The 24,425-nt window shown below is 42.6% G+C and carries 22 protein-coding genes and 1 riboswitch; of the genes, 13 read left to right on the top strand and 9 right to left on the bottom strand.

All coding sequences use genetic code 11. From position 1 onward, the window contains the following. Nucleotides 1-4: 4 nt before the first annotated feature. Nucleotides 5-1,834 (top strand): glutamine--fructose-6-phosphate transaminase (isomerizing), encoded by a 1,830-nt coding sequence (glmS, locus tag BM210_RS20845; protein WP_091172995.1) that lies wholly within the window; start codon nucleotides 5-7, stop codon nucleotides 1,832-1,834. A 241-nt stretch (nucleotides 1,835-2,075) separates the two neighbouring features. On the opposite strand, the gene BM210_RS20840 is transcribed toward glmS, so the two are convergent. Together BM210_RS20840 and BM210_RS20835 are read right to left on the bottom strand one after the other, a co-directional pair. After that, complete coding sequence (locus tag BM210_RS20840) at nucleotides 2,076-2,837, bottom strand: SDR family oxidoreductase (protein ID WP_091172992.1); 762 nt, start codon at nucleotides 2,835-2,837, stop codon at nucleotides 2,076-2,078. A gap of 146 nt (nucleotides 2,838-2,983) precedes the next feature. After that, a complete protein-coding gene (locus BM210_RS20835; protein WP_091172990.1) occupies nucleotides 2,984-3,361 on the bottom strand; it encodes a MerR family transcriptional regulator in 378 nt (125 codons plus the stop codon). A 481-nt stretch (nucleotides 3,362-3,842) separates the two neighbouring features. Between BM210_RS20835 and BM210_RS20830 the strand changes: the two genes are divergently transcribed. Together BM210_RS20830 and BM210_RS20825 are read left to right on the top strand one after the other, a co-directional pair. Then, nucleotides 3,843-4,259 (top strand): Rrf2 family transcriptional regulator, encoded by a 417-nt coding sequence (locus tag BM210_RS20830; RefSeq protein ID WP_091172988.1) that lies wholly within the window; start codon nucleotides 3,843-3,845, stop codon nucleotides 4,257-4,259. Nucleotides 4,260-4,357: 98 nt separating this feature from the next. Beyond that, the gene (locus BM210_RS20825; protein ID WP_091172986.1) at nucleotides 4,358-5,230 is read left to right on the top strand and encodes an SDR family oxidoreductase; all 873 of its coding nucleotides are present in this window, start codon (nucleotides 4,358-4,360) and stop codon (nucleotides 5,228-5,230) included. 274 nt (nucleotides 5,231-5,504) lie between these two features. Here the strand turns inward: BM210_RS20825 and BM210_RS20820 are convergent, their stop codons facing one another. Then, the gene (locus BM210_RS20820; protein ID WP_091172985.1) at nucleotides 5,505-6,158 is read right to left on the bottom strand and encodes a FusB/FusC family EF-G-binding protein; all 654 of its coding nucleotides are present in this window, start codon (nucleotides 6,156-6,158) and stop codon (nucleotides 5,505-5,507) included. A gap of 553 nt (nucleotides 6,159-6,711) precedes the next feature. On the opposite strand from BM210_RS20820, the gene BM210_RS20815 reads away from it, so the two are divergent. From BM210_RS20815 to BM210_RS20795, 4 genes are all read left to right on the top strand, one after another. Then, nucleotides 6,712-7,479, top strand: a complete 768-nt coding sequence (locus BM210_RS20815; RefSeq protein ID WP_091172982.1) for a class I SAM-dependent methyltransferase — start codon at nucleotides 6,712-6,714, stop codon at nucleotides 7,477-7,479. Between the two features lie 275 nt (nucleotides 7,480-7,754). After that, complete coding sequence (locus BM210_RS20810; RefSeq protein ID WP_091172980.1) at nucleotides 7,755-8,336, top strand: sigma-70 family RNA polymerase sigma factor; 582 nt, start codon at nucleotides 7,755-7,757, stop codon at nucleotides 8,334-8,336. Continuing rightward, on the top strand, nucleotides 8,329-9,174 hold the full coding sequence (locus BM210_RS20805; RefSeq protein WP_091172977.1) for a hypothetical protein: 846 nt from the start codon (nucleotides 8,329-8,331) through the stop codon (nucleotides 9,172-9,174). Before BM210_RS20810 ends, BM210_RS20805 begins: the two co-directional genes overlap by 8 nt. Nucleotides 9,175-9,896: 722 nt before the next feature. Beyond that, complete coding sequence (locus BM210_RS20795) at nucleotides 9,897-10,904, top strand: DUF1835 domain-containing protein (protein WP_091173060.1); 1,008 nt, start codon at nucleotides 9,897-9,899, stop codon at nucleotides 10,902-10,904. Between the two features lie 213 nt (nucleotides 10,905-11,117). Here the strand turns inward: BM210_RS20795 and BM210_RS20790 are convergent, their stop codons facing one another. From BM210_RS20790 to BM210_RS20765, 6 genes are all read right to left on the bottom strand, one after another. Next, entirely contained in the window at nucleotides 11,118-12,563 is a 1,446-nt protein-coding gene (locus BM210_RS20790) for a S1C family serine protease (protein WP_256223872.1), read from the bottom strand. Between the two features lie 219 nt (nucleotides 12,564-12,782). Continuing rightward, nucleotides 12,783-13,142, bottom strand: a complete 360-nt coding sequence (locus tag BM210_RS20785) for a (2Fe-2S) ferredoxin domain-containing protein (RefSeq protein ID WP_091172970.1) — start codon at nucleotides 13,140-13,142, stop codon at nucleotides 12,783-12,785. 24 nt (nucleotides 13,143-13,166) lie between these two features. After that, a complete protein-coding gene (locus tag BM210_RS20780) occupies nucleotides 13,167-13,907 on the bottom strand; it encodes an ABC transporter ATP-binding protein (protein ID WP_091172968.1) in 741 nt (246 codons plus the stop codon). Beyond that, on the bottom strand, nucleotides 13,895-15,718 hold the full coding sequence (nikC, locus tag BM210_RS20775; protein WP_091172965.1) for a nickel transporter permease: 1,824 nt from the start codon (nucleotides 15,716-15,718) through the stop codon (nucleotides 13,895-13,897). Before nikC ends, BM210_RS20780 begins: the two co-directional genes overlap by 13 nt. After that, nucleotides 15,711-16,676 carry a nickel ABC transporter permease gene (gene nikB, locus BM210_RS20770; protein ID WP_218184956.1) on the bottom strand — a complete coding sequence of 322 codons (966 nt, stop codon included), beginning with the start codon at nucleotides 16,674-16,676 and terminating at the stop codon, nucleotides 15,711-15,713. The genes nikC and nikB overlap by 8 nt, the downstream gene beginning before the upstream one ends. Then, on the bottom strand, nucleotides 16,673-18,247 hold the full coding sequence (locus BM210_RS20765; RefSeq protein ID WP_091172963.1) for an ABC transporter substrate-binding protein: 1,575 nt from the start codon (nucleotides 18,245-18,247) through the stop codon (nucleotides 16,673-16,675). The genes nikB and BM210_RS20765 overlap by 4 nt, the downstream gene beginning before the upstream one ends. A gap of 188 nt (nucleotides 18,248-18,435) precedes the next feature. Further along, a riboswitch (cobalamin riboswitch) is annotated at nucleotides 18,436-18,633 on the bottom strand. A 210-nt stretch (nucleotides 18,634-18,843) separates the two neighbouring features. Between BM210_RS20765 and BM210_RS20760 the strand changes: the two genes are divergently transcribed. The 6 genes from BM210_RS20760 (at nucleotide 18,844) to BM210_RS20735 (ending at nucleotide 24,316) form a co-directional block, all read left to right on the top strand. Beyond that, the gene (locus BM210_RS20760) at nucleotides 18,844-19,593 is read left to right on the top strand and encodes an MOSC domain-containing protein (protein ID WP_091172961.1); all 750 of its coding nucleotides are present in this window, start codon (nucleotides 18,844-18,846) and stop codon (nucleotides 19,591-19,593) included. Nucleotides 19,594-19,598: 5 nt separating this feature from the next. Then, complete coding sequence (locus tag BM210_RS20755; RefSeq protein WP_091172959.1) at nucleotides 19,599-20,072, top strand: GNAT family N-acetyltransferase; 474 nt, start codon at nucleotides 19,599-19,601, stop codon at nucleotides 20,070-20,072. Nucleotides 20,073-20,333: 261 nt separating this feature from the next. Then, a complete protein-coding gene (locus BM210_RS20750; RefSeq protein ID WP_091172956.1) occupies nucleotides 20,334-20,753 on the top strand; it encodes a GNAT family N-acetyltransferase in 420 nt (139 codons plus the stop codon). A gap of 82 nt (nucleotides 20,754-20,835) precedes the next feature. Next, on the top strand, nucleotides 20,836-21,165 hold the full coding sequence (locus BM210_RS20745) for a DUF6054 family protein (protein WP_091172955.1): 330 nt from the start codon (nucleotides 20,836-20,838) through the stop codon (nucleotides 21,163-21,165). Nucleotides 21,166-21,449: 284 nt separating this feature from the next. After that, nucleotides 21,450-23,261, top strand: a complete 1,812-nt coding sequence (locus BM210_RS20740; protein WP_091172953.1) for a sensor histidine kinase — start codon at nucleotides 21,450-21,452, stop codon at nucleotides 23,259-23,261. After that, nucleotides 23,258-24,316: a response regulator transcription factor gene (locus BM210_RS20735; RefSeq protein WP_091172951.1), complete on the top strand. Its 1,059-nt coding sequence runs from the start codon at nucleotides 23,258-23,260 to the stop codon at nucleotides 24,314-24,316. Before BM210_RS20740 ends, BM210_RS20735 begins: the two co-directional genes overlap by 4 nt. Nucleotides 24,317-24,425: the final 109 nt, after the last annotated feature.

Below are 24,425 nucleotides of genomic sequence, written 5' to 3'. Positions count from 1 at the left end.
CCCTATGTGTGGTATTGTTGGATACGTTGGTAAACGTAATTCTCAAAATATATTGATTGAAGGTTTGAAGAAGTTAGAGTATCGCGGTTATGATTCCGCAGGTGTGGCCGTATATACGCAGGATGGATTACAAATCACGAAGTCCAAGGGCAGATTAGCTAATCTGGAAGCAGTACTTGATGGAGCACCTTTGACCGGTTCCATCGGAATTGGACATACGCGGTGGGCAACACATGGTAAGCCTTCCGATGTGAACTCCCATCCGCATACTGATAATTCGCGTAAATTTTCTGTGGTCCATAATGGAATCATCGAAAATTACATGTCATTAAAAGAAGAATTAATGGTTCAAGGTCATGTGTTCGTATCTGAGACAGATACGGAAGTGATCTCCCACCTTATTTCGAGTCTCTATGAGGGCGATATCGTTAAGGCAGTGCAAAAAGCTATTGCCCGGATGACAGGCGCATTTGCATTAGGCGTACTGACGGAGTATGAGCCTGAGAAGCTGGTGGCTGTCCGTTTCTTCAGCCCTTTAATTATTGGTGTAGGTGAAGGCGAGAATTTCATTGGATCCGATATTCCAGCGATTCTTGATCACACGCGCAATGTATATATTTTGAACGACGGCGAAATGGCGGTTTTGACCAAAGAAGGTGTCGAATTAATGACGCTTGAGGGGAATTTTATTTCCCGGGAATTATTTCATGTCGATTGGGATATTATTACGGCTGAAAAAGCCGGATTTGATCACTTTATGTTAAAAGAAATTTATGAGCAGCCGAAAGCTTATCGGGATACAATGGGCAGCCGGATCGATTCAACAGGCAAAAAGGTTGTCATGAATGAACTGAAGATGACCCATGAGTACATCAAGTCCATTCAACAGGTTCATATCGTTGCTTGCGGTACGGCATATCATGCAGGTATGGTCGGTAAAAGCATTATTGAGAAGCTGGCACGTATTCCAGTGGAAACCGATGTAGCTTCGGAATATCGCTATCGTTCGCCGATTATTACACCAAACACACTAGTTGTGGTCGTCAGCCAGTCCGGAGAGACAGCAGATACATTAGCCGCACTGCGTGAAGCCAAACGCTGTGGTGCACGTGTGGTTGCTGTTACGAACGTAGTGGGCAGCTCCGTAGCACGTGAGGCGGACGATGTCATTGTAACGTGGGCAGGACCGGAAATTGCGGTAGCCTCAACCAAAGCATATACCTCGCAGCTTATTGCTTTTTATTTGTTCGGTTTGTACCTAGCACAAACATTGGGAACACAGGATGAAGCTTACATCGCTGATGTGGTTGCTGAATTAAAGCTGCTACCGGAGAAGGTTGAGCAGATTCTTGAACAGGCTGAAGTTATCAAGGAAGCGGCAGATCAGATAGCCACACACAATAACTTGTTCTTCATTGGCCGCGGCATCGATTATGCTGTAGTGTTGGAAGGATCTTTGAAGCTTAAGGAAATTTCGTATATTCATTCTGAGGCTTACCCATCCGGTGAATTAAAACACGGTACACTGGCCTTGATCGAAGAGGGGATTCCTGTTATCGCCTTGGCGACACAGCCGGATCTATTTGAGAAAACGGTAAGCAACATTAAAGAAGTTAAAGCACGTGGAGCTTACGTGTTCGGGATTCATACTGAAGGCGAAACAGAGCTTGGCAAGGCTGTGGATCAAGTTCTGGAAATCCCGCAAACGATCCCGCTGCTGAGCCCGGCATTGTCGGTCATTCCATTGCAGCTATTGGCTTATTATGCATCATTAGCGCGTGGTAATGATGTCGATAAACCAAGGAATTTGGCCAAAAGCGTTACGGTTGAATAAAAGGAAGGGGGAAACCCCTTCTTTTTTGTTTGAAAATAATAAAGTGATAGACTGGCTGGCCATTAGGCTAGCGGGCAATTTAGTTGAACTTTGAACGGATAACTAAATTAAAGAAAACTCGCCAACATTACGGCGAGTTTTGCTTTTTTATATGCCAATGCGAAGTCAAAACAACTGTCATTTTGATTTATAACTTCGGAAAAGCACCTACACAATGGTAGCCACTTTTTCGTAAGCGTAGTTATTCAATTATGTTTTTCATGGCCGTATACATCTTTTCTGTGTACTCGTCAATTTCATCTCGCGACATACGCAAGCGGCTTACGGAAGTGCCGAACCCAATCTCCGATTTGCCTTCTTCCAATCCCTTGAAAATGCCGTCTACGAAGGCATCCAACGGTTCTCCTTGCGTGTGCAACCCCGGTCCGCCCAAATCCGTATTCACTGCCGGCGGAGCTACTTCAATCACTTCTACGGATGTAGCCGAAAGCTGGTGCCTTAGACTTATGGTAAAGGAATGAAGTGCCGCTTTTGTGGCTGAATAAATGGGGGCAATCGCAAGCGGCGTAAATGCTAACCCAGACGTCACACTAATAATAGAAGCCTCTTCTTTTGCAGCAAAGAATGGTGCGAACAGCATGGAAAGATGGACAGGAGCTTCAATATTTGCCGTGATTTCTTTACTGAAGTAGCTCCAATTGTCCTTCGCATCTGCTTTTAACACATTGAAACGCTGTTGAATCCCTGCATTGTTGACTAATACATTCACCTCCGGATAATTCGCGGTTACCCAATCAAACAATGCTGTGCGTTCGGATTCAATCGTCAAATCGCATACTCGGGTAATGAGGCTGGGGGATTCTTCTTTCGCGTGTTGAAGCACGTTTTCACGCCGTCCACAAACAATAACTTGATTACCGGCTTTGATAAAGCGTTCTGCAAAAGCCAGCCCGATTCCGGAACCACCGCCGGTAATAAGTATTGTATTTCCTGAAAGTTTCAATATAATTCCTCTTCTCCAAAAAATAGATTTATATTAAACTAAGCGATAAACAAAACGTAAAAGTCTTTTCCACTCAATTGTTTTATCAATTTCAAAGCAATGACCAATACCTTTATATGCCAGTTACTAATACTCTTTTCATCTTATCATTCTACTTTTCTTTCCTGAATAAGTTTTGTATAACGTGTAATTTTTTTGTCAATTCCTTTTAAGGATTCAGTCATCAACGAAATCTCAGCTAGCACCGCTTGCTTGTGATTCTTAAACATTCGAAGCCGGAGTTCAATGGTGTTATCTCCTTCTACTACCCAGTCAACATATTGCTTGATATCACTAATTGGCATGTGTGTGTTTTTTAAATAAATAATGATTCCAAGGAACGTAATTTGATCTTCTGAAAATAACCGCCTCCCAGCTTTATCACGCTTGATTTGTGGAAGTAGTCCTTTTTTTTCATAATAACGTAACGTTGACTCTGGAATATTGAATTTGGCTGAAGCTTCGCTAATCGAATAATACTTCATTTGGAGGCCTCCATATTTTTATCTTTCATTGTCGACAGGAATATCATACAACTTAAACCATGGTTTAAGTCAAGAAAAAAACAACCAAATATGAATCCACTGGTGAAGGAGACACTTTTTTTAAAAAAATTATTCAACTGTGAAGTTCATGTAGGCGCAATGCTAAACTCTCTCGGGAATGATAGCTTAATAAATAAATGGCAGTCTAGAACTTTATTATTGGGTTCTTGCTCTGCCATTTTTTTTGATAAACAGTCTAATACTAATTTTTAAAAGCTCATGTGGAATAAAAGCATTGGACTAAGATCCTATGTTTTTTCGCTAAAACCTTGCTGTTGGGGAAGCGTTTTGAAATTACTCAAAGGGACACAATAGTGTAGGAATTGCTACCTTTTTTATGGTCGTAGAATGCTTCTAACAGGATACGTTATTGACATAATACTTAGATATAACTATAATGGTTACAACGGTGGTGATAAGCTTGAAACAAATAAGCACGCGTTTTTCAATGGCTGTTCATATACTTTCCTTGATTGCTGTTAGTTCGAACGAATTGACTGGGGATTTTATTGCGGGCAGCGTAAACACAAATCCTGTAGTAATTCGAAGAATCATGGGAATGTTAAAAAAGGCAGGATTATTGGAGGTACGTCCAGGGGTAGGAGGCGCTGCTTTACTCAAAACACCCGAAGATATTACGCTTCTTGATGTTTATCGAGCCGTAAATGTAATCGATGATAGCCAATTATTCCGAGTTCATGAAGATCCGAATGAGAACTGCCAAGTCGGCCGTAACATTGAGATGGTTCTGCAATCCGAATTAAGCGAGGCTCAATCCGCTATGGAACTCAGGTTGGCACAAACCAATTTAAGTAATCTCATATCTAGATTCGAATAAATGAGAGCTCTTTGTAGAGCTTTTATTATACAACTTGTTGTAACTTATATTGTTATAACAAAAACGATTACATCAAACTATATTAGGAGGAATAAAAGATGAAGATCTTAGTCACAGGTGCAACTGGTAAATTAGGAATGAAAGTGGTAGAAACGTTACTGAAATCTATACCCTCAGGTCAATTAGCAATTAGCGTTCGCAATCCAGAAAAAGCAGAAGGACTGCAAGCTCGTGGAGTAGAAGTTCGGCATGGTGATTTTGATCGTCCAGAAACACTGGATTCCGCCTTTGCTGGTATAGATCGGTTGTTAATTATATCTACAGATGGTGACAACGAGACAAGAATTCGTCAGCATACAAATGCAGTAGCAGCGGCACAACGCGCACGAGTTGGATTTATTGCCTATACCAGTGCAACGAATGCAAGTGAAAGCAAGTTGTTTCTTGCCGTAGTACACCGTGTAACGGAAGAAGCGATCATTAAAACGGGCATCCCGTACTCCTTCTTACGAAACAACTGGTACCTGGAGAATGAGATGGGCCATATTCAAGGTGCAATAGCAGGAGCGCCGTGGGTTACGTCTGCTGCAAATGGCAAGGCAGGCTGGGCATTGCAAAAAGATTACGCGGAGGCAGCAGCAGCCGTATTGGCGGGAAATGGACACGAGAATACGATCTACGAGCTTTCGGGCGAACTGATGACTCAAGAAGAACTAGTGTCAATTCTTGGAACGGTATTAGGCAAAGAAGTACCCGTGCAACAAGTCGATGATGCCAAATTTGCCGAAATCATAAAAGGCGCGGGTGTACCCGATTTCGTCATCCCTATTCTCGTAGGTATACAGCAAGGTATCCGAGAAGGTGTTCTAGAGATCAAAAGCAACGATTTGGAAAAGCTGCTCGGTCGTCCAGTCACACCAATTAAAGAGGCTCTGACCCAAATTGTTAACGGAATCTCTCAATCCAAATAATTGTATAAAAAAATCATTTTTCATGATGAACTGCACCCCAATGGTTAGATACAACTAACCATTGGAGGTGCAGTTTTTCTATATGCAGAAGTAGAGCGTTTGCGAATGAAAATGTGTATTTAGCGACTTATTGTGTTGAACAAGTATAGGAAAAATAGCATATTTAAAATTTTACCTGGAACTCACCGCGAGCTGCTTGAGCAATTTTGAATATTACCTAATCCTACATACAGTTAAAAAACCATTGAATCAATAGATTCAATGGTTTTAGTCTCTATTTTATAACAGTGTCAATAAATCTTTCTAAAGAAGTAATATCTGTAATGTTCTTATTACATTCATGACCATTCATGCATAAATAGTTACCAACCGCTTTGTAATAATCAGGCGAAGAATGGGCCGGTCTTTTTTTGGATATCGCCGAAAATAAAGCAAGTTCTTCATATCGATTACATAAAAAGCAAAAACTTTTCTTATTTGTGGGCGTATATTTGCCTTCTACACCAATGAGTTGCCCATTTAAATGATAGACCATGAACAATTTATTCGTAGAAATATCGGTCCAGCTCAGATAGGTTACATAACGATTGTCTACTGCGGATAAGTCAGGAATCTTTAATTTTTTATTCTTAGGGAATAGTTTCTGAATCTGTTTGGCTGTAACTTGCGGCAATTCATCCAAATACGGCTCAAACTCTTTCAGATACTTCTGAAAATCGTCAGACGTTTCTAATGCAGAAATTTTTTCCAACATTTGTTTCTGAAAATCAGTAACATCCGGAAAAAGTTCTACTATTTTGGATTCTGTGCTATATCTGACCGATTCCAATACTTTCGGATCCGCTATAGTTCTCAGAGCATTTTGCAGAATACCTGCTTGCTTTTTAATAACGTTATATTGATGGTTTCTAATAAATGGTTTACACATATAGGTTCAGCCCCTTATTTTTTAATAATGAAATAAGTGGCAAAGCCAAGTATTAGAAACGATGAATGCTTATTAGGGCGATTTTAGTTTGGACGCCCATGCAAAGTATCGCCTCTAAAACAGGCTTTGCATGAGACTGTGCCATTCCGACAATCTTTTATTGCCATCCATACCACTTCCCTCGCTTATACGATATGTATATTATAAAAAAAACTCCCCATGATTTCAATGGAAATCATCTTCAGCAGATGGACCGTTTGGAAAAAATATAGAAATGAACGTATAACTATGAAGAAATAAGGGAACCAGGCCATGGGGAGTCATCTTGTTTCTCAAGTTTAATCAAAAGCTAAAAAAGGCAAGTTTTGTTTTAATTGTTTTGTACCCTTTATAAAATTAACCTATCGCCTATATTGGAGTTAACTATACATGAAGGTGAGTGATTATTATGCAAATGCTAAAACCGGACACGTCAATAAATAAAAAGGTGCGGAAGGGATAAATTAAGACAGTTCCCTTCTGTGGTAAACTCAATTCATGGAGGGATATGTGAATGTCTTTTAGTTATTATGGAAAACTGTGTACAGAGGTCTATGACATTACTAAGGGATTTGGTCATTCCTTCGGTGGCGATTTAGAATATTACCTGGATAGGCTGAAACCTTGTAAAGGGCGTATTCTTGAAGCAATGGTGGGGACTGGGCGTGTAATTATTCCCCTTCTCGAATCAGGTCTTACTGTAGATGGTATTGACTATTCTCCCGAAATGTTGGCTTCTTGCCGTCAACGTTGTGAAGAACGAGAGTTAACCACCAATTTGTATGAGTCAAATCTCCAAGAGCTTTCTTTACCTGATCAATATGAGGCTATAATTATTCCAGGTGGTTCATTCTTGTTAATCGAAAAGCGAGAGGAGTCACTTAACGCCTTAAAGTGCCTATACGAACATCTTCAGCCAGGTGGACGGCTTATACTTGATCTTTTTCTGCCTGACAATAACTTTGATTGTGGTAAATTTGGAGGTACGTCGACATTCAATTTATCGAATGGGGACATCATCACAATGGAAAGCAAGCTTGTTGAAGCAGATTTATACAATCAATACAAAGTATCATATTTAAAATATGAAAAATGGCGTAACGGTGAACTGATCCAGACCGAATTGCAACGTTTTGCATTACGTTGGTATGGCATCGAAGAATTTAAGCTCGTTTTAGAAAGTGTCGGCTTTTCGGATGTGGTTGTGTCAGCTGATTACGACTATGGAAAAGCACCAACTAATGGCAAGCAGAAATTTGTATATGAAGCGATACGAAAGTAAGTAAACCGTATGATAACCCTTGAATGTAATATGTGGAGTCTAGAACTTTATTTTTAGTTCTAGGCTCATTTGTATTTATAAAATTTATATTGATCACGATTGAATGAAATAGATCTCCGTTGGGTCCGTTTCTTCTCGATTTTCAAGCAATTTGTTATTAGAATGTTAATACTATTGTTGTTTCTGCGTATTAACTTATGCAAGAACAAGAACAAATTGCGCAATTTGTTTAAGCCTCATACTTACAGACCAACAATTAGGAGGGAGGAAAGGTTGTGGAGATCACCCAAGTAAATATGGGAACTCACTATAATCAAAAAGACGACGTCCATGATCAAATCATATCCAAGGAAGAATTTTCTCGGATTTATGAGATGTATAGTAAACGTGTCTATAAATATATCTGTTACCGGATCAACAATCACTACGCGGCGGAAGATATCTGCAGCCACGTATTCGAAAAGGTCATTACGAAATATCATAGCTTCTCACAAGAAAAATCAAAGTTCGAAGTATGGCTGTTTGCTATCGTGAGAAACTCTGTGACGGACTACTATCGCGCACAGAAGAAAGGGACCCATTTTTCACTGAACAATTTGCTGAATATGGTTTTTATCAAGTCGTCCCCCGAGGAGTTGGCCATCCGCGATGACAATAATCAGGAGCTTTTCAAAGCTCTGGCGAAGCTGCGCGACAAGGAACGCAATATTCTCGCGATGAAATATGCAGCGGGGTTGAAAAATTCGGAAATCGCTCAATTAATGGGCGTAAGTGAATCCAACATCGGTGTTGTCGTGTACAGGAGCTTAAAGAAGCTGCATAAAACCTTAGTGGAAGGAGGGTTCAAAAATGAGTAAAAAACAGGATCCGGAACAATTTAGGAATGTAATAGATCTGCTAGCAAATGTAGAGTTGACCCCATCCTCATCGAAGGACCAGATCTTCAATCGAGTGATATACAAAATGGAAACAGGAACCCTACAACCCGATTATGACGAAAAGGATGGAATATCTATGAAAAAAAATAAATGGAGAGCCGCTGTTGTGATTGCGAGTGCTGTTATCTGTCTTAGCGGCGCATTTTCGGCTACTTCTTACGCACAAGAATGGTTTCAATCGATCATAGCTCATTTTCAAGTTGGGGGAATGGTAATCACACAATATGATAAGGAAATACCTTCTCCTGCAGTAAATACGTCGTCTAGCCATCAAGAAAGGAATGGCGAGGAAGTCCAATTACCACCCCCTTTAAAGCTCTCCTTGCAGGAGGCACGTTCGGCAACGGGTATGAATTTTCCTGCACCCTCCTGGTTGTCGAACTATGAGTACGTGAACAGTGTCATTCATGGTGACAAAATGGTTGAAGTAACCTATAAACAAGGTGATAAACAAGTCGGTTTATTGATTTCTAAGGGTGATGTAAATGGCATCAGCACCACCGGTGAAGTCAAAACAGAAACAATTAACGGTACACAGATCTATTTTGCAAACGGAATTGTCATTTGGGAACATAAGGGATACAGAATTGAGTTGTACTCACAAGATGATTTTGATACTATGACACTGGGTAAAATAATCGATAGCTTAGAGACAGGCAAACCGGTTACGCAAGCAGAAATCGATACTGTGAAGACAAAGGTACAGGACGCTGGACCAAGAGCTACTGCGGCACCTGTGCCTGCAGCTCAGAATTAATTATACAACATGAGCAGCGGACCTATGCGTCAACATATGTAGACTAACGTTTCACCAAGCTTCAAAGTACCAATCTCAAGAATTCAGGACACGTCTATTGTGTGCCCTGAATTTTTTGGTTTATGTAGGATACGTGATACGCTGAGCCGTACCACAAGTAAGACAAAGTAGCGAAAAGAAAGCCAAAGTAATCAATTATGATGTGATGAAACCATCCTCATCTCAATTTATTTTTTACTTATTTGCTTCATTCCTAAGTCGTTCAGTTCATTGTGCCGATCAAGTTATATGTTATAATCGCGTTGATAAGGCAAATTGACTAGATGATGGGTTGAGTAAAAGAGATGCATCAAGTAGCGATTTTTTGGTGTCTGCTTCTTATGGTTATATCTATATCGGCGGAAACTTCCCCAATCATCTTTTTATTGGAATTACAGCTTTAGCTATTTTAAGTGAACAAGCCTATCTGGACTGTGAGGATTTAATTAGATCTTCTTTACAAGTGATCCGACTTCAGTAAGGGATTAGCGTCCAATCTGCGAATTGTTGTGCAATTATTTTATTTTCAAGGGAATTCTCTCCAGGAAATCTCCAATCTTGTCGGTACTTCGATTCCGGTGTTGAAAAAGCGCCTTTTTAATGCTCGCCGTAAGCTGAAGGGATCGCTGCCTGTAGCTGATTTGATATCAGTTTTTAACCATTTGTACGAAGGAGGAAAAGGAATGCTGCACATTGTAAACGGGGATTCAGTGGCGAAGAAGCTGCGGCAAGGAATCGTGCACGGAGATGTTCTAGTGTGGAGGGAAGTATACCCTCATGGTCCTGTAAGTTTATACCCTGCTGATTGGAACAATCGCTCTGTCAGGGCACAATATCTGGAGCAAACGATGGGAATTCCTCAAGCTGAATTTATCCAAGGCAGCGAGGCACAAGAGAAATCCTTAGCTGATTTTCATAAATATGAGGAGATTGTGTTATGGTTTGAGCATGATTTATTCGATCAGACGATGTTATGTTATTTGCTGCATTGGTTCTCGGGACAGTCTTTGATAAAAACGAAGCTGAGCTTATTGTGCATAGGGGAATATCCGGGAATCGAGCTGTTTCGAGGGCTAGGGCAGCTATCATTGGAGCAAATGGAAACTTTGTCGGGAACATGGAAGACTATTGGGACAAAAGAATTGGAGTTAGGCAAAGCATTTTGGCAGGCTTACACGTCTCCAGATCCAAGCTTGCTGCAGCAATTGCTAAGTAAAGATACCTCCGCGCTGCCATTCGCGAATGATGCATTTCAAATGCATTTATCGCGGTTTCCTTCTACAGTCAATGGACTTGGCATCGTGGAGCAGACAACGCTGGAGATGATTCAAGCTGAAATAAGCAGCCCAATAGAATTGTTTCAGGATGTGGGAAATAAGCTGAACGCTTTAGGTATGGGGGATCTGGAATACTGGCATATTCTAATGAAAATATCACAAGCTCCTTACCCCTTGCTGCAAATTCACGGATTAAAGGCTTTTCCTGCCTATAACGAATCCTCGGTAGCACTTCGTGACTGTGAAGCTGTTTTGACAGAGCTGGGGAATAAGGTTTTGAATGGGGAAGAGGACTGGATCGCGAAGAAAGGAATAGATCAGTGGTATGGCGGTGTGCATCTGCAAGGGAATTTCCCGAGATGGCGTTGGGATATGAACGAACAAGCGCTATATGAAGTAAGCGGTGAGGATTAAGTTTGCTGGAGCACAAAGTAAGTCATTGAATAAGGTTTTCCACAGGATTTTGGACAGAATTTTGTATGAAACGTTGACATATAGTATGTAGATAACAAAGTCTGGAACTCGCTAGCCTAAAAAAATCCCCCTTTAAGTAATTCCGCGCTCTGATGTTGCAGCACGGTATGCTTAAAGGGGGTTATTTGTATTCACATGGAATTGGGGATGTTTTTAACCTTGATTTTGTTTTTGCGTGCTATTGATTGTCGTTTTATCGCCGACTGTAACAGTCAGGTCCTTCTTAACGCCATTGCTCATAATGGTGACCGTTGCTTTATCTCCGGTTTTTAGCGCCTGTACTTTTGTAGTTAATTCGGTGGAGGTTGTAATTTTCGCGCCGTTGACAGCGACGATTACATCATAAGGGCGTATGCCTGCTTCGAATGCCGGGGATTTCCGCTGTACATCGGCGACCAAAGCCCCGTCTGTAGTATCGACTTTCAGCTCACTCAACATATCCGATGTCAGATCTTGAACGCTCACACCGATGAAGGGAACCGGTTCTTTGGGAATCGTTACGTTATCCTTAAGCTGTTGTAAAACAGAGCTAATCGTACTGGACGGAATAGCAAATCCAATCCCTTGAGCTTGCGAGTTCACAGCTGTATTGATACCAATGACTTCTCCGTCCATATTTAACAGAGGACCGCCTGAGTTGCCGGGATTAATAGCGGCGTCGGTTTGAAGCAAATGCTTGTATTCTCTAGTTCCATTTTCATCCGGAATACTGATTGGACGCTCTTTCGCACTCAATAGACCCGCTGTTACCGTGTAGTCAAAGTCGTATGGATTACCAATGGCCACAACCCAATCGCCTACCCGGGAATCGTCCGAATTGCCAATTGGCAGTGTTGAGAAGGGAGTGCTTCCCTCAATTTTCAGAACGGCCAGATCGAGATCATAGCTGTTGCCAAGAAGTTTGGCTTTGTATGGTTTATCTTGACCTTCGATGGTTACATTAATTTCATCCGCACCATCAATGACATGTTCATTGGTTATAATATAACCCGATGATTCAAAGATGAAGCCAGTGCCAAGCCCCGAAGGTTGCAGCTGACCGTTTTGATCTTGTTCTTGGTTACCTCCGTTGTTGTCTCCAAAAAATTGGCGGAAGAATGGATCGCTGTAAAGCGGATTATTTTGGTTCTTGGAGCTTTGGGCTTTCACTTTAGTTTCAATCTTAACTACAGCCGAGCTTGCCTGTTGAGCAATATCAGCAATATTGTTGGGTCTCGTTATATCCAGAGAAGCTTTTTGCGCAGTGCCATTACTGACGGCTTTGGAAGCAGCTGCGGAGACGCTTGGAGGAGAAGCAAGAGTACCTCCGGTAAACATATTCATTCGGTCTGAAGCAAACATCATGCCTCCAACAACAAGCACACCTGCCATAAAGGCGGCAAAAACGCTTTTTTTACTGCTGCGGTATTTGTTATTCTCCTGCCAATTCGGTTCAGAAGAATGCTTGTCCTTTGAGCGTGGTTCACCGAATAACCGGGGTTGAGTGACTCTGTAGTCATCGGATTGCTCATTGTATAATAATGTTTCCTGATCGTTCCGGTTCTCATGATCGTTGGACGGCTGTATGTTAGTACGAGTATCTTTGTGGTTGTTTTCCATTGTTAAAACCTCCATTTTATAAATTTAAAATATTGGATAAGAATGAGGTGTGCTTCCTTCTGTTATCTATATTGGACCTCAAATCTTAATTCAAACTTAAATTCATTATAAAATGGCATTAGATTTAACTAGAAAAATATTACATTTTAATAGAGTTTGATTCCTATATGCGGAAGATACACGAACACATGCACCGCGATTTAATTACGATCTACTATATTAATCTCTTTGCACACCTTCAGGACCAAGTCCTGTCGGGATAAAACGATCTTTAAAGCTATATACCATATGCGCCTGCAGAGGGTTGCCTTGCAGCAAATGCTCGCGTACCATCGCTCTACCACTCTCCGGCGTCATGTCCTTGTACCATATTCCCTCGGGATATACTGTGACCACACAGGCATCCTGGCAGCGTCCGTTGCAGCGTGTTCTTGTCGTATGGATGAATCTGTCCGCACCTTGTTCGGCGATTTCTGCCCGGATTGCTTGTGTTACCTCTTCGCCCTGCTGCTTCATACAGCTTCCGCCGTTGCAGATCAGCACATGATGCTGCGTTTCTGATAAATTCCAGGTTGCCATGCTATCACCACTTTCTAATAAAATCTAGTTCTCAAATTGAGGAAAGCAAGGCGTATCTGCGAGCAGCTTGCGTGTATAGGCATGCTGAGGTTCGTTGATCAATCCTATAGCTGTATTATCCTCAACAATTAGACCCTTTTCAATAACCATGACACGTTCGCACAGCTCGGATACAACAGCTATATCATGGGATATAAATAAGTAACTGACTTGCTGTGATTGGTGAAGCTGTTGGAGTAATTCGATCATTTGTGCTTGAATCGAGACATCCAAAGCCGATAAAGGTTCATCCAAAATCAGCAGCTTCGGCTTCAATGCAAGTGCACGGGCAATGCATACCCGCTGGCATTGTCCGGTGCTCATCTCATCCGGATAGCGGCTCAAAAACTGTTCATTAAGCCCAACTTCCAGAAGAAGCTGCACGATTATCTCGTCTGAAGCGGAGCCATAATTTCGTAAGGGCTCGGCTATGCTGCGCCGCACCGTCCAACGCGGGTTCAGGCTTGTTCGGGGATCTTGAAACACGATCTGAATGTCTTGTCTCCATGAGCTTCTTGCACTCCATTTCAGCAAGGATTGATGATTCCAGAGAATATCACCACCTGTAGGTTTTTCAAGTCCCATGATGCACTTGGCAATCGTGCTTTTCCCCGAACCGGACATGCCGATCAATCCAACTATCTCCCCCGGTGCTATCGAGAAATCGATGGCATGCAGCACATGCTTGTCGCGGTAGGCCATTTTCAAATCTTTCACTTGCAGCATGAATGATCTCCTTTCACCACAGTCCGGTTGTGCTGCGGGATAAACAGACGAGGAATTGAGGTAAGCAGCTGCTTGGTATAGGCTTCACTCGGCTGCGTGAAAATCGATTTCACATCATTGATTTCAATTAGACGGCCCTGATGCATGACACCAATACGGTCTGCGACCTGAGCAACAAGCCTAAGATCGTGGGATACGAAGATCATTGCGGCACCGCTGCTTTGCTGAAGCTTTTTGAGCAGCGCCATGATCGTGGCTTGAGTACTTACATCTAATGCTGTTGTAGGTTCATCAGCTATAATGATTTGAGGATCATTGATCATAGCCATCGCTATGACTACCCGCTGCCGCATGCCACCACTAAGCTGATGGGGATACATCCCATAAACCTCGGCTGCGAGCTCTGTTTTTGACAGTATATGGAGTACTTTACTCTTGCGCTCGGCTTTTCCCAATACAGGGTTCTGCTTGTGATAAATCAGACATTCCTGCAGCTGATCACCGATAGTCAATGTTGGATTGAGGGTATCCATTGGGTCTTGTGTAATATAAGACAGCCTCTTGCCGCGGATCATGCGCCAATCCTCCCATTGCCAGTCAGACGTACTTTCTCCGAGAATGGAGAGGCTGCCTTCCGTTTGCTGCAGGGGGTGTCTCAGAAGTCCCATAATGGTTAACGCCAGTGTGCTTTTCCCAGAACCACTTTCTCCGACCAAGCCTAAACACTCACCTGGAAACAGCTCAAGGTCGATCGATTGCAGGATCGGCAGAGGCTGTTCGCTTTTACGTGTGCTGACCGCATCCACGCTAATATGACTGACGACAAGCAGCGGCTCCTTAACCGCTGTATGGTGATCATACGGTAATGCTGCAGCTGCAGTCGTCTCCATATTCGCTGCTCTTTGTGCTCGTAAAGCTTGGGCAAGCTTCCTGCTTATACCCGATCTCTTCTTGAACAGTAGAGGGACATGAAGTGTTCTCGGCTCCAATGCATCCTTAAGCGTGTCTCCCAAATAATTAGTCGCCAGCACCATAGCAAAAATAATCGTACCCGGAGCTAGAAATAACCAAGGTGCTTCCTCCAGATAAGCTCTGCCTTCATTCAGCATCGCTCCCCATTCCGGCTGCGGAGGACGAATCCCCAAGCCTAGAAAGGATAAGGAGGCGATACTCAGAATGACATGTCCTATGTCCAGCGTTATCAGCACCAGAATCGGTCCAACAATTGCTCCACATATATGTGTCAGCATAATTTTCCATGCGGGAGTTCCCGCACAACGCGCCGCTTGAATATAGCCATCCTGCTTGACCATCAGCACATAGCTGCGAAAAATCCGTGCATAAGAGGGCCACGATACAGCAGCTACAGCAATCATCAAGCCTGTTAATCCGGGACCCATCAGCGCGGCAATGGCTATCGCTAGTACCAAGGTTGGAAATGAAAGCAGCACATCCATCAAACGGGTCAATACATGATCGACCCATCCGCCCAAGTAGCCTGCCGCCACGCCAATCAGTAGACTCAGTGATATGATCAGTCCTACAGCTATGAAGGATGCGGTTAATGAAGCGGAGCCTCCATAAATCAAGCGGGTGTACACATCTCTGCCGAAATTATCAGTACCCAGAAGATGCTCTCCTGAGGGCGGTAAAAGCACCTGTGCGTAATCGACCTTGACCGGATCGTGGGTTGTAAACAAGGGTGCACCCAGCGAGAGAATGATCACGATAACGATGAATAGCAGCAGAATTAAGGCAATCGGGTCTTTTACTATCGTGGAGCGCAGCTGCTTGAGCATTCGTTTATCCATGGGTTCCCTCCTCTACGCGCACTCTGGGATCGACCCAGCGGTAAATTACATCTATCAGCACATTAATCAGGACATACACCACAGCCATTAATAAGGCAAACGCTTGGATGACGGGATAATCTCTGCCATTAATCGCATCGACAACATAACGACCGACGCCTGGCCAGGAAAATACCGTTTCGATAATAACCGCTCCTCCGAGCAGACCACCTACGATCATGCCGAACGAGGTAATGACGGGAATTAGTGCATTCCGCAAGGCATGCTTATATACGATGACAGACCGCGGCAGCCCTTTGGCTTCGGCCAGCACCATGTAGCGTTTGGAAAACACCTCTAATAATGAGGTGCGAAGCAGCCGAGAGGTCGTTGCGGCTAGTCCTGTTCCCAGCGTTAAAGCAGGGAGGACCAAATGCTGCCAAGAGCCTCTTCCGAGTGTCGGAAACCAGCCAAGCAGATAAGAAAGGCAATACACCAATACCAATCCGAGAAAAAAATTAGGGACCGATACTCCCATCAACGCAATAAAACGGGTGATATGGTCGGTAGGTCGCCGATGAAATACAGCCCCGGCTAGGCCTGAAGGTATAGCTATAACTAGCATAACGACCAATGCCGCACCCGCCAGCTCCAAGGTTGCCGGGATTCGTACCCACAGCTCCTCCGTAATTGGTGAACGGCTGCGAAAGGAGGTTCCCAGATTACCGGAAACAATCTCCTTCAGCCAAGTCACATATTGAATCACAAAGGGCTGATCAAGCCCCAGCTGCTTGCGCAGTATAGCTGCATCCACATCCAAATCGGTTACCGTTGCCCCAGGGTCAAACATCGTCAACAAAATCATTTGTGCTGGGTCGCCTGGAATAAATCGCAATAACGAAAAAATCAGCAGCGTGACGCCGAGCAGCACAGGAACCGTGATCGCTATTCGAATGAGTAAGTATTTGAAGATGTTCATTTGCTAATATACATTTCTGGTACAATCTTCGTTCTTAAGTTCTCATCGATGCCCTTCACCTTGTTGTTATAGGCCGAACCCCAGCTTGCCGAATTATACATATAAACGATTGCGGTTTCGTCCAGCACGATTTTTTGAACTTGTTTTGCCAGCTCATTTTGCTTGTTGGAATCAAACTCTGCTGATAGCTGATCGATCAGCTTGTCTACCTCAGGATTGCTGTATCCGCCGTAATTGCTGACAATGCCGCTGCGGTAATACGATTTCAATTGGCCTCCAATATCTCCAGTTACACTGCCGCAGGAGCAGTAGGTTGCCATCTCGAAGTTGCCGTCCAGCATCAATTGATTCGAAGCCGTTGTTTCTACAGGGGCGATTTCAATATTAATGCCAACAGCCTTTAATTGGCTTTGCAGGGCGACTGCAGTAGGTTGAAAGAACGAGTAAGTCAGCAATTTGAACTGCAGCTTTTGACCATCTTTGGTGCGGATGCCATCTGCTCCAGCTTTCCAGCCTGCTTCGTCAAGCAGCTGTGCTGCCTTGGCACGGTCGGATTCCGGTCCTTTGTCCAGTGCATAAGGAAGCCCTTTTGGGAAGTGGCCTGTTACAGGTTCAGCAAAACCACGACTTACCCCGTCAATAAGCTCTTTGCGGTCCAAAGCGAGACTTATAGCCAAACGAACCTTAGGGTCCTGAAAAGCCGGAACCTTTCTAATGTTCAGCCATAAATTGCGAGTTGAGCCTGGTGGATACAGCACATTGAATTTTTTATCCTTTTCATAGGCAATCCGTTGTTCGACTTCTACATTCATATCCGCGTCGGTATCTCCACTTTTCATAGCCAATAACCGACCTTGTCCATCCGATCCAAGTCTTGCCTCAATACGTGCAAGCTTTGGTTTCGTACCCCAATAAGTAGGTACAGCTTTGGCAATCAGCAGCTCACCCGGAATAAATTGTGTGGGCTTCATAAATCCGGTTAAATCGGCTTCTTTATTAAATTTATCGCCAAGACGATCCGCTTCAGCGGCATTATGAATCGCAAATCCGGTAAGCTTAAACATAAAAGCTGGGTCGGGTTTAGGGGTTTTGAATTGAATGTGCAGCGCATCCTTGACGATAAATTCCACACCGCCGATTTGTGAGGAAGCCCGTTTGTTCAGCTTTTGATGACGTTCAAGCGCCGCTTTGACTGCTGCTGCATCCATGACGGCACCACTCCAAAACTTCACATTAGGCTGCAGCTCCATTTCCCATAGGGTAGGTTCTACATTCTTCCAAGACTTAGCCAGCCATGGGCGTAATGTCGCGTCGTCATTGAGCATAACCAAAGGCTCGGCAATCCCATCCGACGTAATCCGCTGTGCATCCACATTAGTTGGATCTAACGAGCGGGGCATATTCAAGGTGACATATTTTAGCACCTGCTGCTCCGCCATGGCTGAGCTTGTACTAGCCGAAGAGTCGCCTGCACCTGCACTTGAATTTTTGGAAGTGCTGCAAGCGGATAACGCAATGACTAAGGTCAATACTAAAGTGAACCAACTGCTTTTCTTTACATACATCAACATCTTTTCTGTCTCCTTCTGGTATCCATCTCATAATTGTATTTCATGTACCACTTTGTTAAAGTCAGAACATCGTATGCAACGCAAAAAAGACATCGTTACCTTTAATTAAGAAAAAGGTAAAGATGCCCATAGTTTTATTGTGTGAAACGACGGCCGTCCTTAACACCTCCCTATCCTTCGTAGGTAAAAGCAGTGTTGTCAGAACTGGCAGGTCTCCTGGCTTCGGGATCTTTATCATCAGCGGCCTTCCCAATCTTTGAACTCCAAAGATCAGTGGCATTGTCGCTGATGACTCCTCCGTTACAGTGGCGGGACCGCGTCGGCATTGCACCGAACTTCCCTTTTAAGCTTCAGCTTGCTGAAGCACCTGTTCCCACAAATATTCAATTATCAACCTTGATCATAAACAATATCCATATCTTATGCAATACAATTTTGAATGAGTTAAACATCATAGATTGCCTGCAGGGGTGTGGAGACTACCTTGTTAATAGGTACAAACAATATTTCCTTTGACAGGATTCAAGCTGAAAATTACTATTTGATTAATGCTTAGTATTTTGTAGGTATCATGTAATCATTGAAAAGAGGCGGTCATGTTGTCAGCAGCTTGTATTGGTGAAATCATTGAAATCAATCGATATCCTGTAAAGTCATTTGCGGGTGAGCGTGTACAGATTAGCAAAGTGGAGACCTATGGGTTGTATGGTGACCGCTCTTATGCTTTTATAGATGAAACTAAGGAAGGATGGGATAGCTATATTACCGCGAGAAATATCCCTGAGATGCTTGGTTATAAGGCCGAGTTTATAGGTGAGAGTTTAGAAAGTGAGCTGCCACAAATACAAGTAACATCACCCACTGGACAAAATTTTATATGGAATGAAGATTTATTAGATGAAATACAAAGGCATTTCAAAAAAAAGATAACAATGAGGAGTTACGAACCCCAGAAATCTGAGCTCATGGCTGTCGATACGAGCAGTATCCTGATTATCACAACCACTTCACTGCGTAAACTTGAAGAGATGTGGGGGAAAAGGTTGGATTTACGCCGATTTAGAGCGAATTTAATTGTTTCTTTAGATGATGATTCTTTTAATGAAAGCGATTGGATAGGGAAGCGATTAGTAGTTGGCAATACGGAATTACAAGTAGATTTGTTTTGTCGTCGTTGTTCTATGATTACGATTGATCCTGACACGCTTAAACTTGATACTACGCTTTTGAGGAAAGTAAACGAGGAGATGAATTTGAACTTTGGCGTGTATGCTTCTGTTGTCAAGACGGGGCAGATTCATGTTGGCGAGAAGGTCTATATCAAAGGTGAAAATAGCGAGGAGTAGACTCGTTGAGGAAAATAAGAAAATTTGAAGATTCCGATATCAATCAGATCGTTTCACTATTCTACGATACCGTACATACCATTAACGCAAAGGATTATTCACAAGATCAACTTGATGCGTGGGCGCCAAAGGACGAAATAGACGCTAAAATAATCAGTTGGAAAGCTGCTTTGAGCCACAATATTGCATACGTTATGGAACTTGATGGTGAAATCATCGGTTTTTCTGACATGACCCAAGAGGGTCACTTAGATCGACTTTATATTCACAAAGATGTTCAGCGACAAGGAATAGCTTCTGCTCTGGTGAATACAATCGAATCGGAGGCAAGAAGATTAGGTCTCACTGAAATCGATACGGAAGCAAGCATCACAGCGAAACCTTTTTTTGAACGTCAAGGGTACCGAACCATACAATCACAGATTGTAGAACGCAAGGACGTTCAACTGGTTAATTTCAAGATGATTAAAAAATTGTAGTACAAATGAAAACAAGAGTTGAATGTAATCTTTAGAGGCTGCCGCGTGCAGCCTTATTTCGCTAGCGATACGTAAAGTTTAAGTATAAACGATTCTGCACTGTCGAGGATTAGGATACATATGGTAAATTTATTTTATTAAATTCTTTTTTAGTCAACAGCGATTGGAAGAAGGGTCTGCTTTCGCAGCACTTTTTTGCTGTCATGATGTTTAGTTCATCTTATATAGTGATTGCAAATGAGAAGAGGGAACGAATAAAGTATGGACATATACCTATCTGATGAATCCAATAGTGATAACAAAACCTATATAAAAAATATGATGGTTGCGTATAATTTGAGGCATTTCCCGGATCACTTAAAAGGTAGGTATCAGGAGGTAAACCTATTTTTAAAAAATACCGATGGTCAATTATTTGGTGGAATTGTTGGCGAAATCTGTTGGAACTGGATGGAGGTACACTATTTGTTTGTGGAGGAAGAGCTTCGACATTTAGGGTATGGAAAGAAGCTATTAGCTGAAGCTGAACAAATAGCTAAAAAGAAAGACTGCAATTTCATTAAGCTTGATACATTAAGCTTTCAAGCGTTGGATTTTTATATAAAGCAAGGTTTTGTCGTGTTTGGAACTATTCAAAATGCTGGCGGACATCACCATTATTATTTAAAAAAGGACATTTAACTTTAGATGAGCAGGGTGCAACATTCATTGCCTTTACATCGTATGGAGGATAAACAATCTTTCATTAAGGAGAGATGGATAAATGAGTAAAATTAGTTTTAATGTCAGCATCGCACCATCGGCGGCTTTGGATCTAGTTAAACATAATCAAAACGCTGATCTGGTACATGAAGAATATCATATTGTGGGTCAGGATCAACTTATTGGCACGCAGATATATGAAAAATATTACTTCAGATCGAAAAATCGCGCAGCGCTAATTGTTATTATCGATAATATTAATGGCGCAACTAACGTAAGGGCTATCGCCACGGGGAGCTCAGAAGGCTTCATTTTCAATTTCGATTGGGGTGCTGCAGACGATTTTGCTTCTTCTGTAGAAAATATTTTAAGTCATTATATTATTGAATAAGGTGTCACTACTATCCGTTACGAGTGGACATGGATTGTTATTGGCAGAGAACAATAGTAAAATACAAAGGGGCTGCCGCTACAAAGGCAGCCTTTTTCGCTAGCGGGCCGAATCGCGGGAATGTCTTATACACGATGCCCAAGCTTTTTCAAATCGATCTAATTCGAGTAAGGTTGCTTCGTTCTGCTTGGAGAATACATAGCGTGTATATCCTTGTTTCTATCCAGATCCATTCCGATGAATAAGTATGCTTCATTACACAACAGGGGAAAGGGATTAAGAGCATGATAAAAATAAACTTATCCATACGCACCAAATTGATTGTATTGTTCATAGTTTTCGTATGTATGCCTTTGCTCGTATTCGGAAAGCTATGGTATGATAAGTCCACTTTGTCGATAGAGCGCTCGGCAGCCGATTTCAATGAACAAATAGTCAAACAAGCAAACGAGCACTTGAATTCATATTTCCTCGATCTGGAACGGACAACGTTTCCGCTCATTACTCATCCATTAATCCGGGATTTTATGCTGCTGACTCCAGAGCAAATGTATGAACGGATTATGATTACAAAAAAAATTCAAGACGAGGTTTTGCAGCAGTTGGTTTTTGGAAGACCGGAAATGTATTCGTTTACGATATTTTCAAATGAGGGGTTCTCGGTTTCCAGTTTGGGCTCATCTTTGGTGGAGAAGCATTATGAGACTTATTTGAACCTGCCTGGCAGTAAAAACTATTCTGTGGTAGGGATTCGTTGGAACGATAATATTCCGCTGTTAACGATTACACGCAAGTTTAAGGATGCATCCACGTACCTAACGTCCGGTGTATTGATCATCGATCTGCGTTTAAATGAAATATCCCAAATTGTAGGCCAGATTGAGATCGGTAAAACCGGATTTTTGTGGATTGCGGATGCTAAGGGGCAAGTGATCTATCATCCAGATCATGCAAAGTGGGGCACAAACGTTCCTGATTGGTATTCCGAGCAAATTCAAAATCGGGAGAGCGGGACTTTTATACATTCCGAGAAGGAAGTGAAAGACTTGGTCGTTTTTCATAAATCTCCTTATACGGGTTGGACAATTATCTCGCAGGTGCCGATTCATGAAATAACAGCAGAAATGTTGTCTTTGCGTAATATATCCATATGGGGTGGATTGGCGCTTGTCCTGCTTGTCATCCTAGTTATCGGTGGCTTTTCCCTTTCACTTACGAATGCGCTTACCAAACTGCAGCGATTGATGAGACAGGCGGAAAATGGCAATTTCAACATCACGGCACCTGTGCATCAAGGATATGAAGTTGGTAATTTATATCGTGGATTCAACACAATGGTTCGTGAATTGCGCAGATTAATCGAGGAAGTGCATACGTCGCAAATAAGAGAGAGAGAATTGATCATCAAGCAGAGGGAATCTACACTGCAAGCGCTTCAATCACAGATAAACCCGCATTTTTTGTACAATACATTAGAAATGATCAATTCCTATGCCATCGTGGAAGGCGTTACGCCGATCAGCCGAATGGCTACTGCGCTAGCAGATTTGTTCCGCTTCAGCATCAGTGACTCGATGCAGATTATTTCTCTCAAGGATGAATTAATGCATGTTCGAAGGTATTTGGAAATTCAAAAGGAACGGTTTCCCTATTTGCAAATCGAGATTGATATGGACGAAAATGCGATCTTGCATATAAATGCGGTACGGTTATCGCTCCAGCCGCTCGTCGAGAACAGCTTTCGCCATGGTTATGAAAAGCATCGGCTTAAGCCGATTTATGTAGGAATTACCGGCGAATCGGGCAATGGTCATTATCTATTGCGGATCATTGACAAGGGTAGAGGAATGGACTCGGAAACGATGAACCAATATAACTGTTTTTTTCTGAATGACGGAAGCCGACCGATCAGGGAAGAAGAGGAAGATGAAGCATTGACAAGAATTGGGCTGCGTAACGTGCATCAGCGAATTCGTCTTTTGTTCGGTATTCCATACGGTCTGCAAGTGCTGCAGTCCGATGAGCAGGGGAGTGTTATCCAAATCATGCTTCCGAGTGATAAAGAGAAAATATATGAGATAGGAGAAGGTGTATGAAATATAAAGTCATAATTGTTGATGATGAGTACATGATTAAGAGGAGCTTGTATAAATTGATTACGGAAAGCGAGCATGGCTTTGAAATCGTTGGAGAGGCAGAGGATGGGCAGGAAGCGTTGGAGCTGGCTATACAGAAGTTACCTGATTTGATCATTACCGATATCAGCATGCCGATTATGGATGGACTTGAATTTATCAGGGAATGTAGAGACCGTCAACTACCGTGTGAGTTTGTGATTCTTTCCGGCTATGGGGAATTCGAGTATGCTAGGCAAGCCCTGCAGTCTGAGGTTACAGATTACTTGCTGAAGCCAGTTCGAACGGAGCAACTGGATAACGTTCTGCGAGCAATTCGCAACAAGCTTGATAGCAAGAGGAAAATGGTATCAGATCGAAGCGTATGGTTGTGGTACTGTAAAACGATCGGACAACGTTGGGCATGCTTGATATGGGACCTTGACGAAAAACAAATTCAGGCTGAGATGGCCAGCGCCTATTTCCGATATATAGAACAAACGTCGGACATTGTTCAATTCAAGCATCTGTGCTTTGAACTGCTAATGTTTATTCAGAAAGAATTGGAGCAATGCGCTGGAAAAGAGGTTCGAGGCGCTGATTTCTCTCTTTTTCAGACGGTATCCGATCCGCTTGAAGCATGGCGTTTGCTCGAAGCAAACCTTATGAATTATGTGCGGGATGTACGAACTAAACGAAACCACGGAGCCTTTCAAGGCATCAAGCAAGCCGTAGCTTACATCGAGCAGCATTACATGGACGAGGATCTGTCCCTGCAAAGCATTGCTGAACAGATGAATATGTCGTTATCTTATGCGAGCCAGTCTTTTAAAGAAACAGCAGGCGTAAGTTTTGTGCAATTTTTGACCGGCCTGCGCATGGAAAAAGCAAAGGAGCTTCTTCATAACTCGAACTGTAAAACGTACGAAGCAGCTCAAGCGGTAGGATATAACGATTATCCGCATTTTACGAAAACGTTTAAAAAGTATTTTGGATACACGCCAAGAGAATACAGAAAAAGAATGGGCTTTGATTAGAACCTTGAGTAACTTCAAGGTTCTTTCATTTTGTTAAGCTGCTGTAGGCTGTAGTGTTGCAGAAAAAAACACAAGTTTTCTAAAGAAAGCTCATATACGATTTTTATGA

Origin of the sequence: Paenibacillus sp. 1_12, from assembly GCF_900114475.1 — a bacterium.
Classification (GTDB): domain Bacteria; phylum Bacillota; class Bacilli; order Paenibacillales; family NBRC-103111; genus Paenibacillus_S.
This window is presented reverse-complemented; position numbering and strand designations above follow the sequence as displayed.

What these genes read in the sequence shown, in the direction of transcription:
- BM210_RS20750 (WP_091172956.1), top strand. Translation starts at nt 20,334, where the DNA reads ATGGACATATACCTATCTGATGAATCCAATAGTGATAACAAAACCTAT.
- BM210_RS20825 (WP_091172986.1), top strand. Translation starts at nt 4,358, where the DNA reads ATGAAGATCTTAGTCACAGGTGCAACTGGTAAATTAGGAATGAAAGTG.
- BM210_RS20805 (WP_091172977.1), top strand. Translation starts at nt 8,329, where the DNA reads ATGAGTAAAAAACAGGATCCGGAACAATTTAGGAATGTAATAGATCTG.
- BM210_RS20740 (WP_091172953.1), top strand. Translation starts at nt 21,450, where the DNA reads ATGATAAAAATAAACTTATCCATACGCACCAAATTGATTGTATTGTTC.
- BM210_RS20815 (WP_091172982.1), top strand. Translation starts at nt 6,712, where the DNA reads ATGTCTTTTAGTTATTATGGAAAACTGTGTACAGAGGTCTATGACATT.
- nikC (WP_091172965.1), bottom strand. Translation starts at nt 15,718, where the DNA reads ATGGATAAACGAATGCTCAAGCAGCTGCGCTCCACGATAGTAAAAGAC.
- BM210_RS20835 (WP_091172990.1), bottom strand. Translation starts at nt 3,361, where the DNA reads ATGAAGTATTATTCGATTAGCGAAGCTTCAGCCAAATTCAATATTCCA.
- BM210_RS20745 (WP_091172955.1), top strand. Translation starts at nt 20,836, where the DNA reads ATGAGTAAAATTAGTTTTAATGTCAGCATCGCACCATCGGCGGCTTTG.
- glmS (WP_091172995.1), top strand. Translation starts at nt 5, where the DNA reads ATGTGTGGTATTGTTGGATACGTTGGTAAACGTAATTCTCAAAATATA.
- nikB (WP_218184956.1), bottom strand. Translation starts at nt 16,676, where the DNA reads ATGAACATCTTCAAATACTTACTCATTCGAATAGCGATCACGGTTCCT.
- BM210_RS20795 (WP_091173060.1), top strand. Translation starts at nt 9,897, where the DNA reads ATGCTGCACATTGTAAACGGGGATTCAGTGGCGAAGAAGCTGCGGCAA.
- BM210_RS20780 (WP_091172968.1), bottom strand. Translation starts at nt 13,907, where the DNA reads ATGCTGCAAGTGAAAGATTTGAAAATGGCCTACCGCGACAAGCATGTG.
- BM210_RS20760 (WP_091172961.1), top strand. Translation starts at nt 18,844, where the DNA reads ATGTTGTCAGCAGCTTGTATTGGTGAAATCATTGAAATCAATCGATAT.
- BM210_RS20820 (WP_091172985.1), bottom strand. Translation starts at nt 6,158, where the DNA reads ATGTGTAAACCATTTATTAGAAACCATCAATATAACGTTATTAAAAAG.
- BM210_RS20765 (WP_091172963.1), bottom strand. Translation starts at nt 18,247, where the DNA reads ATGTTGATGTATGTAAAGAAAAGCAGTTGGTTCACTTTAGTATTGACC.
- BM210_RS20785 (WP_091172970.1), bottom strand. Translation starts at nt 13,142, where the DNA reads ATGGCAACCTGGAATTTATCAGAAACGCAGCATCATGTGCTGATCTGC.
- BM210_RS20735 (WP_091172951.1), top strand. Translation starts at nt 23,258, where the DNA reads ATGAAATATAAAGTCATAATTGTTGATGATGAGTACATGATTAAGAGG.
- BM210_RS20790 (WP_256223872.1), bottom strand. Translation starts at nt 12,563, where the DNA reads ATGGAAAACAACCACAAAGATACTCGTACTAACATACAGCCGTCCAAC.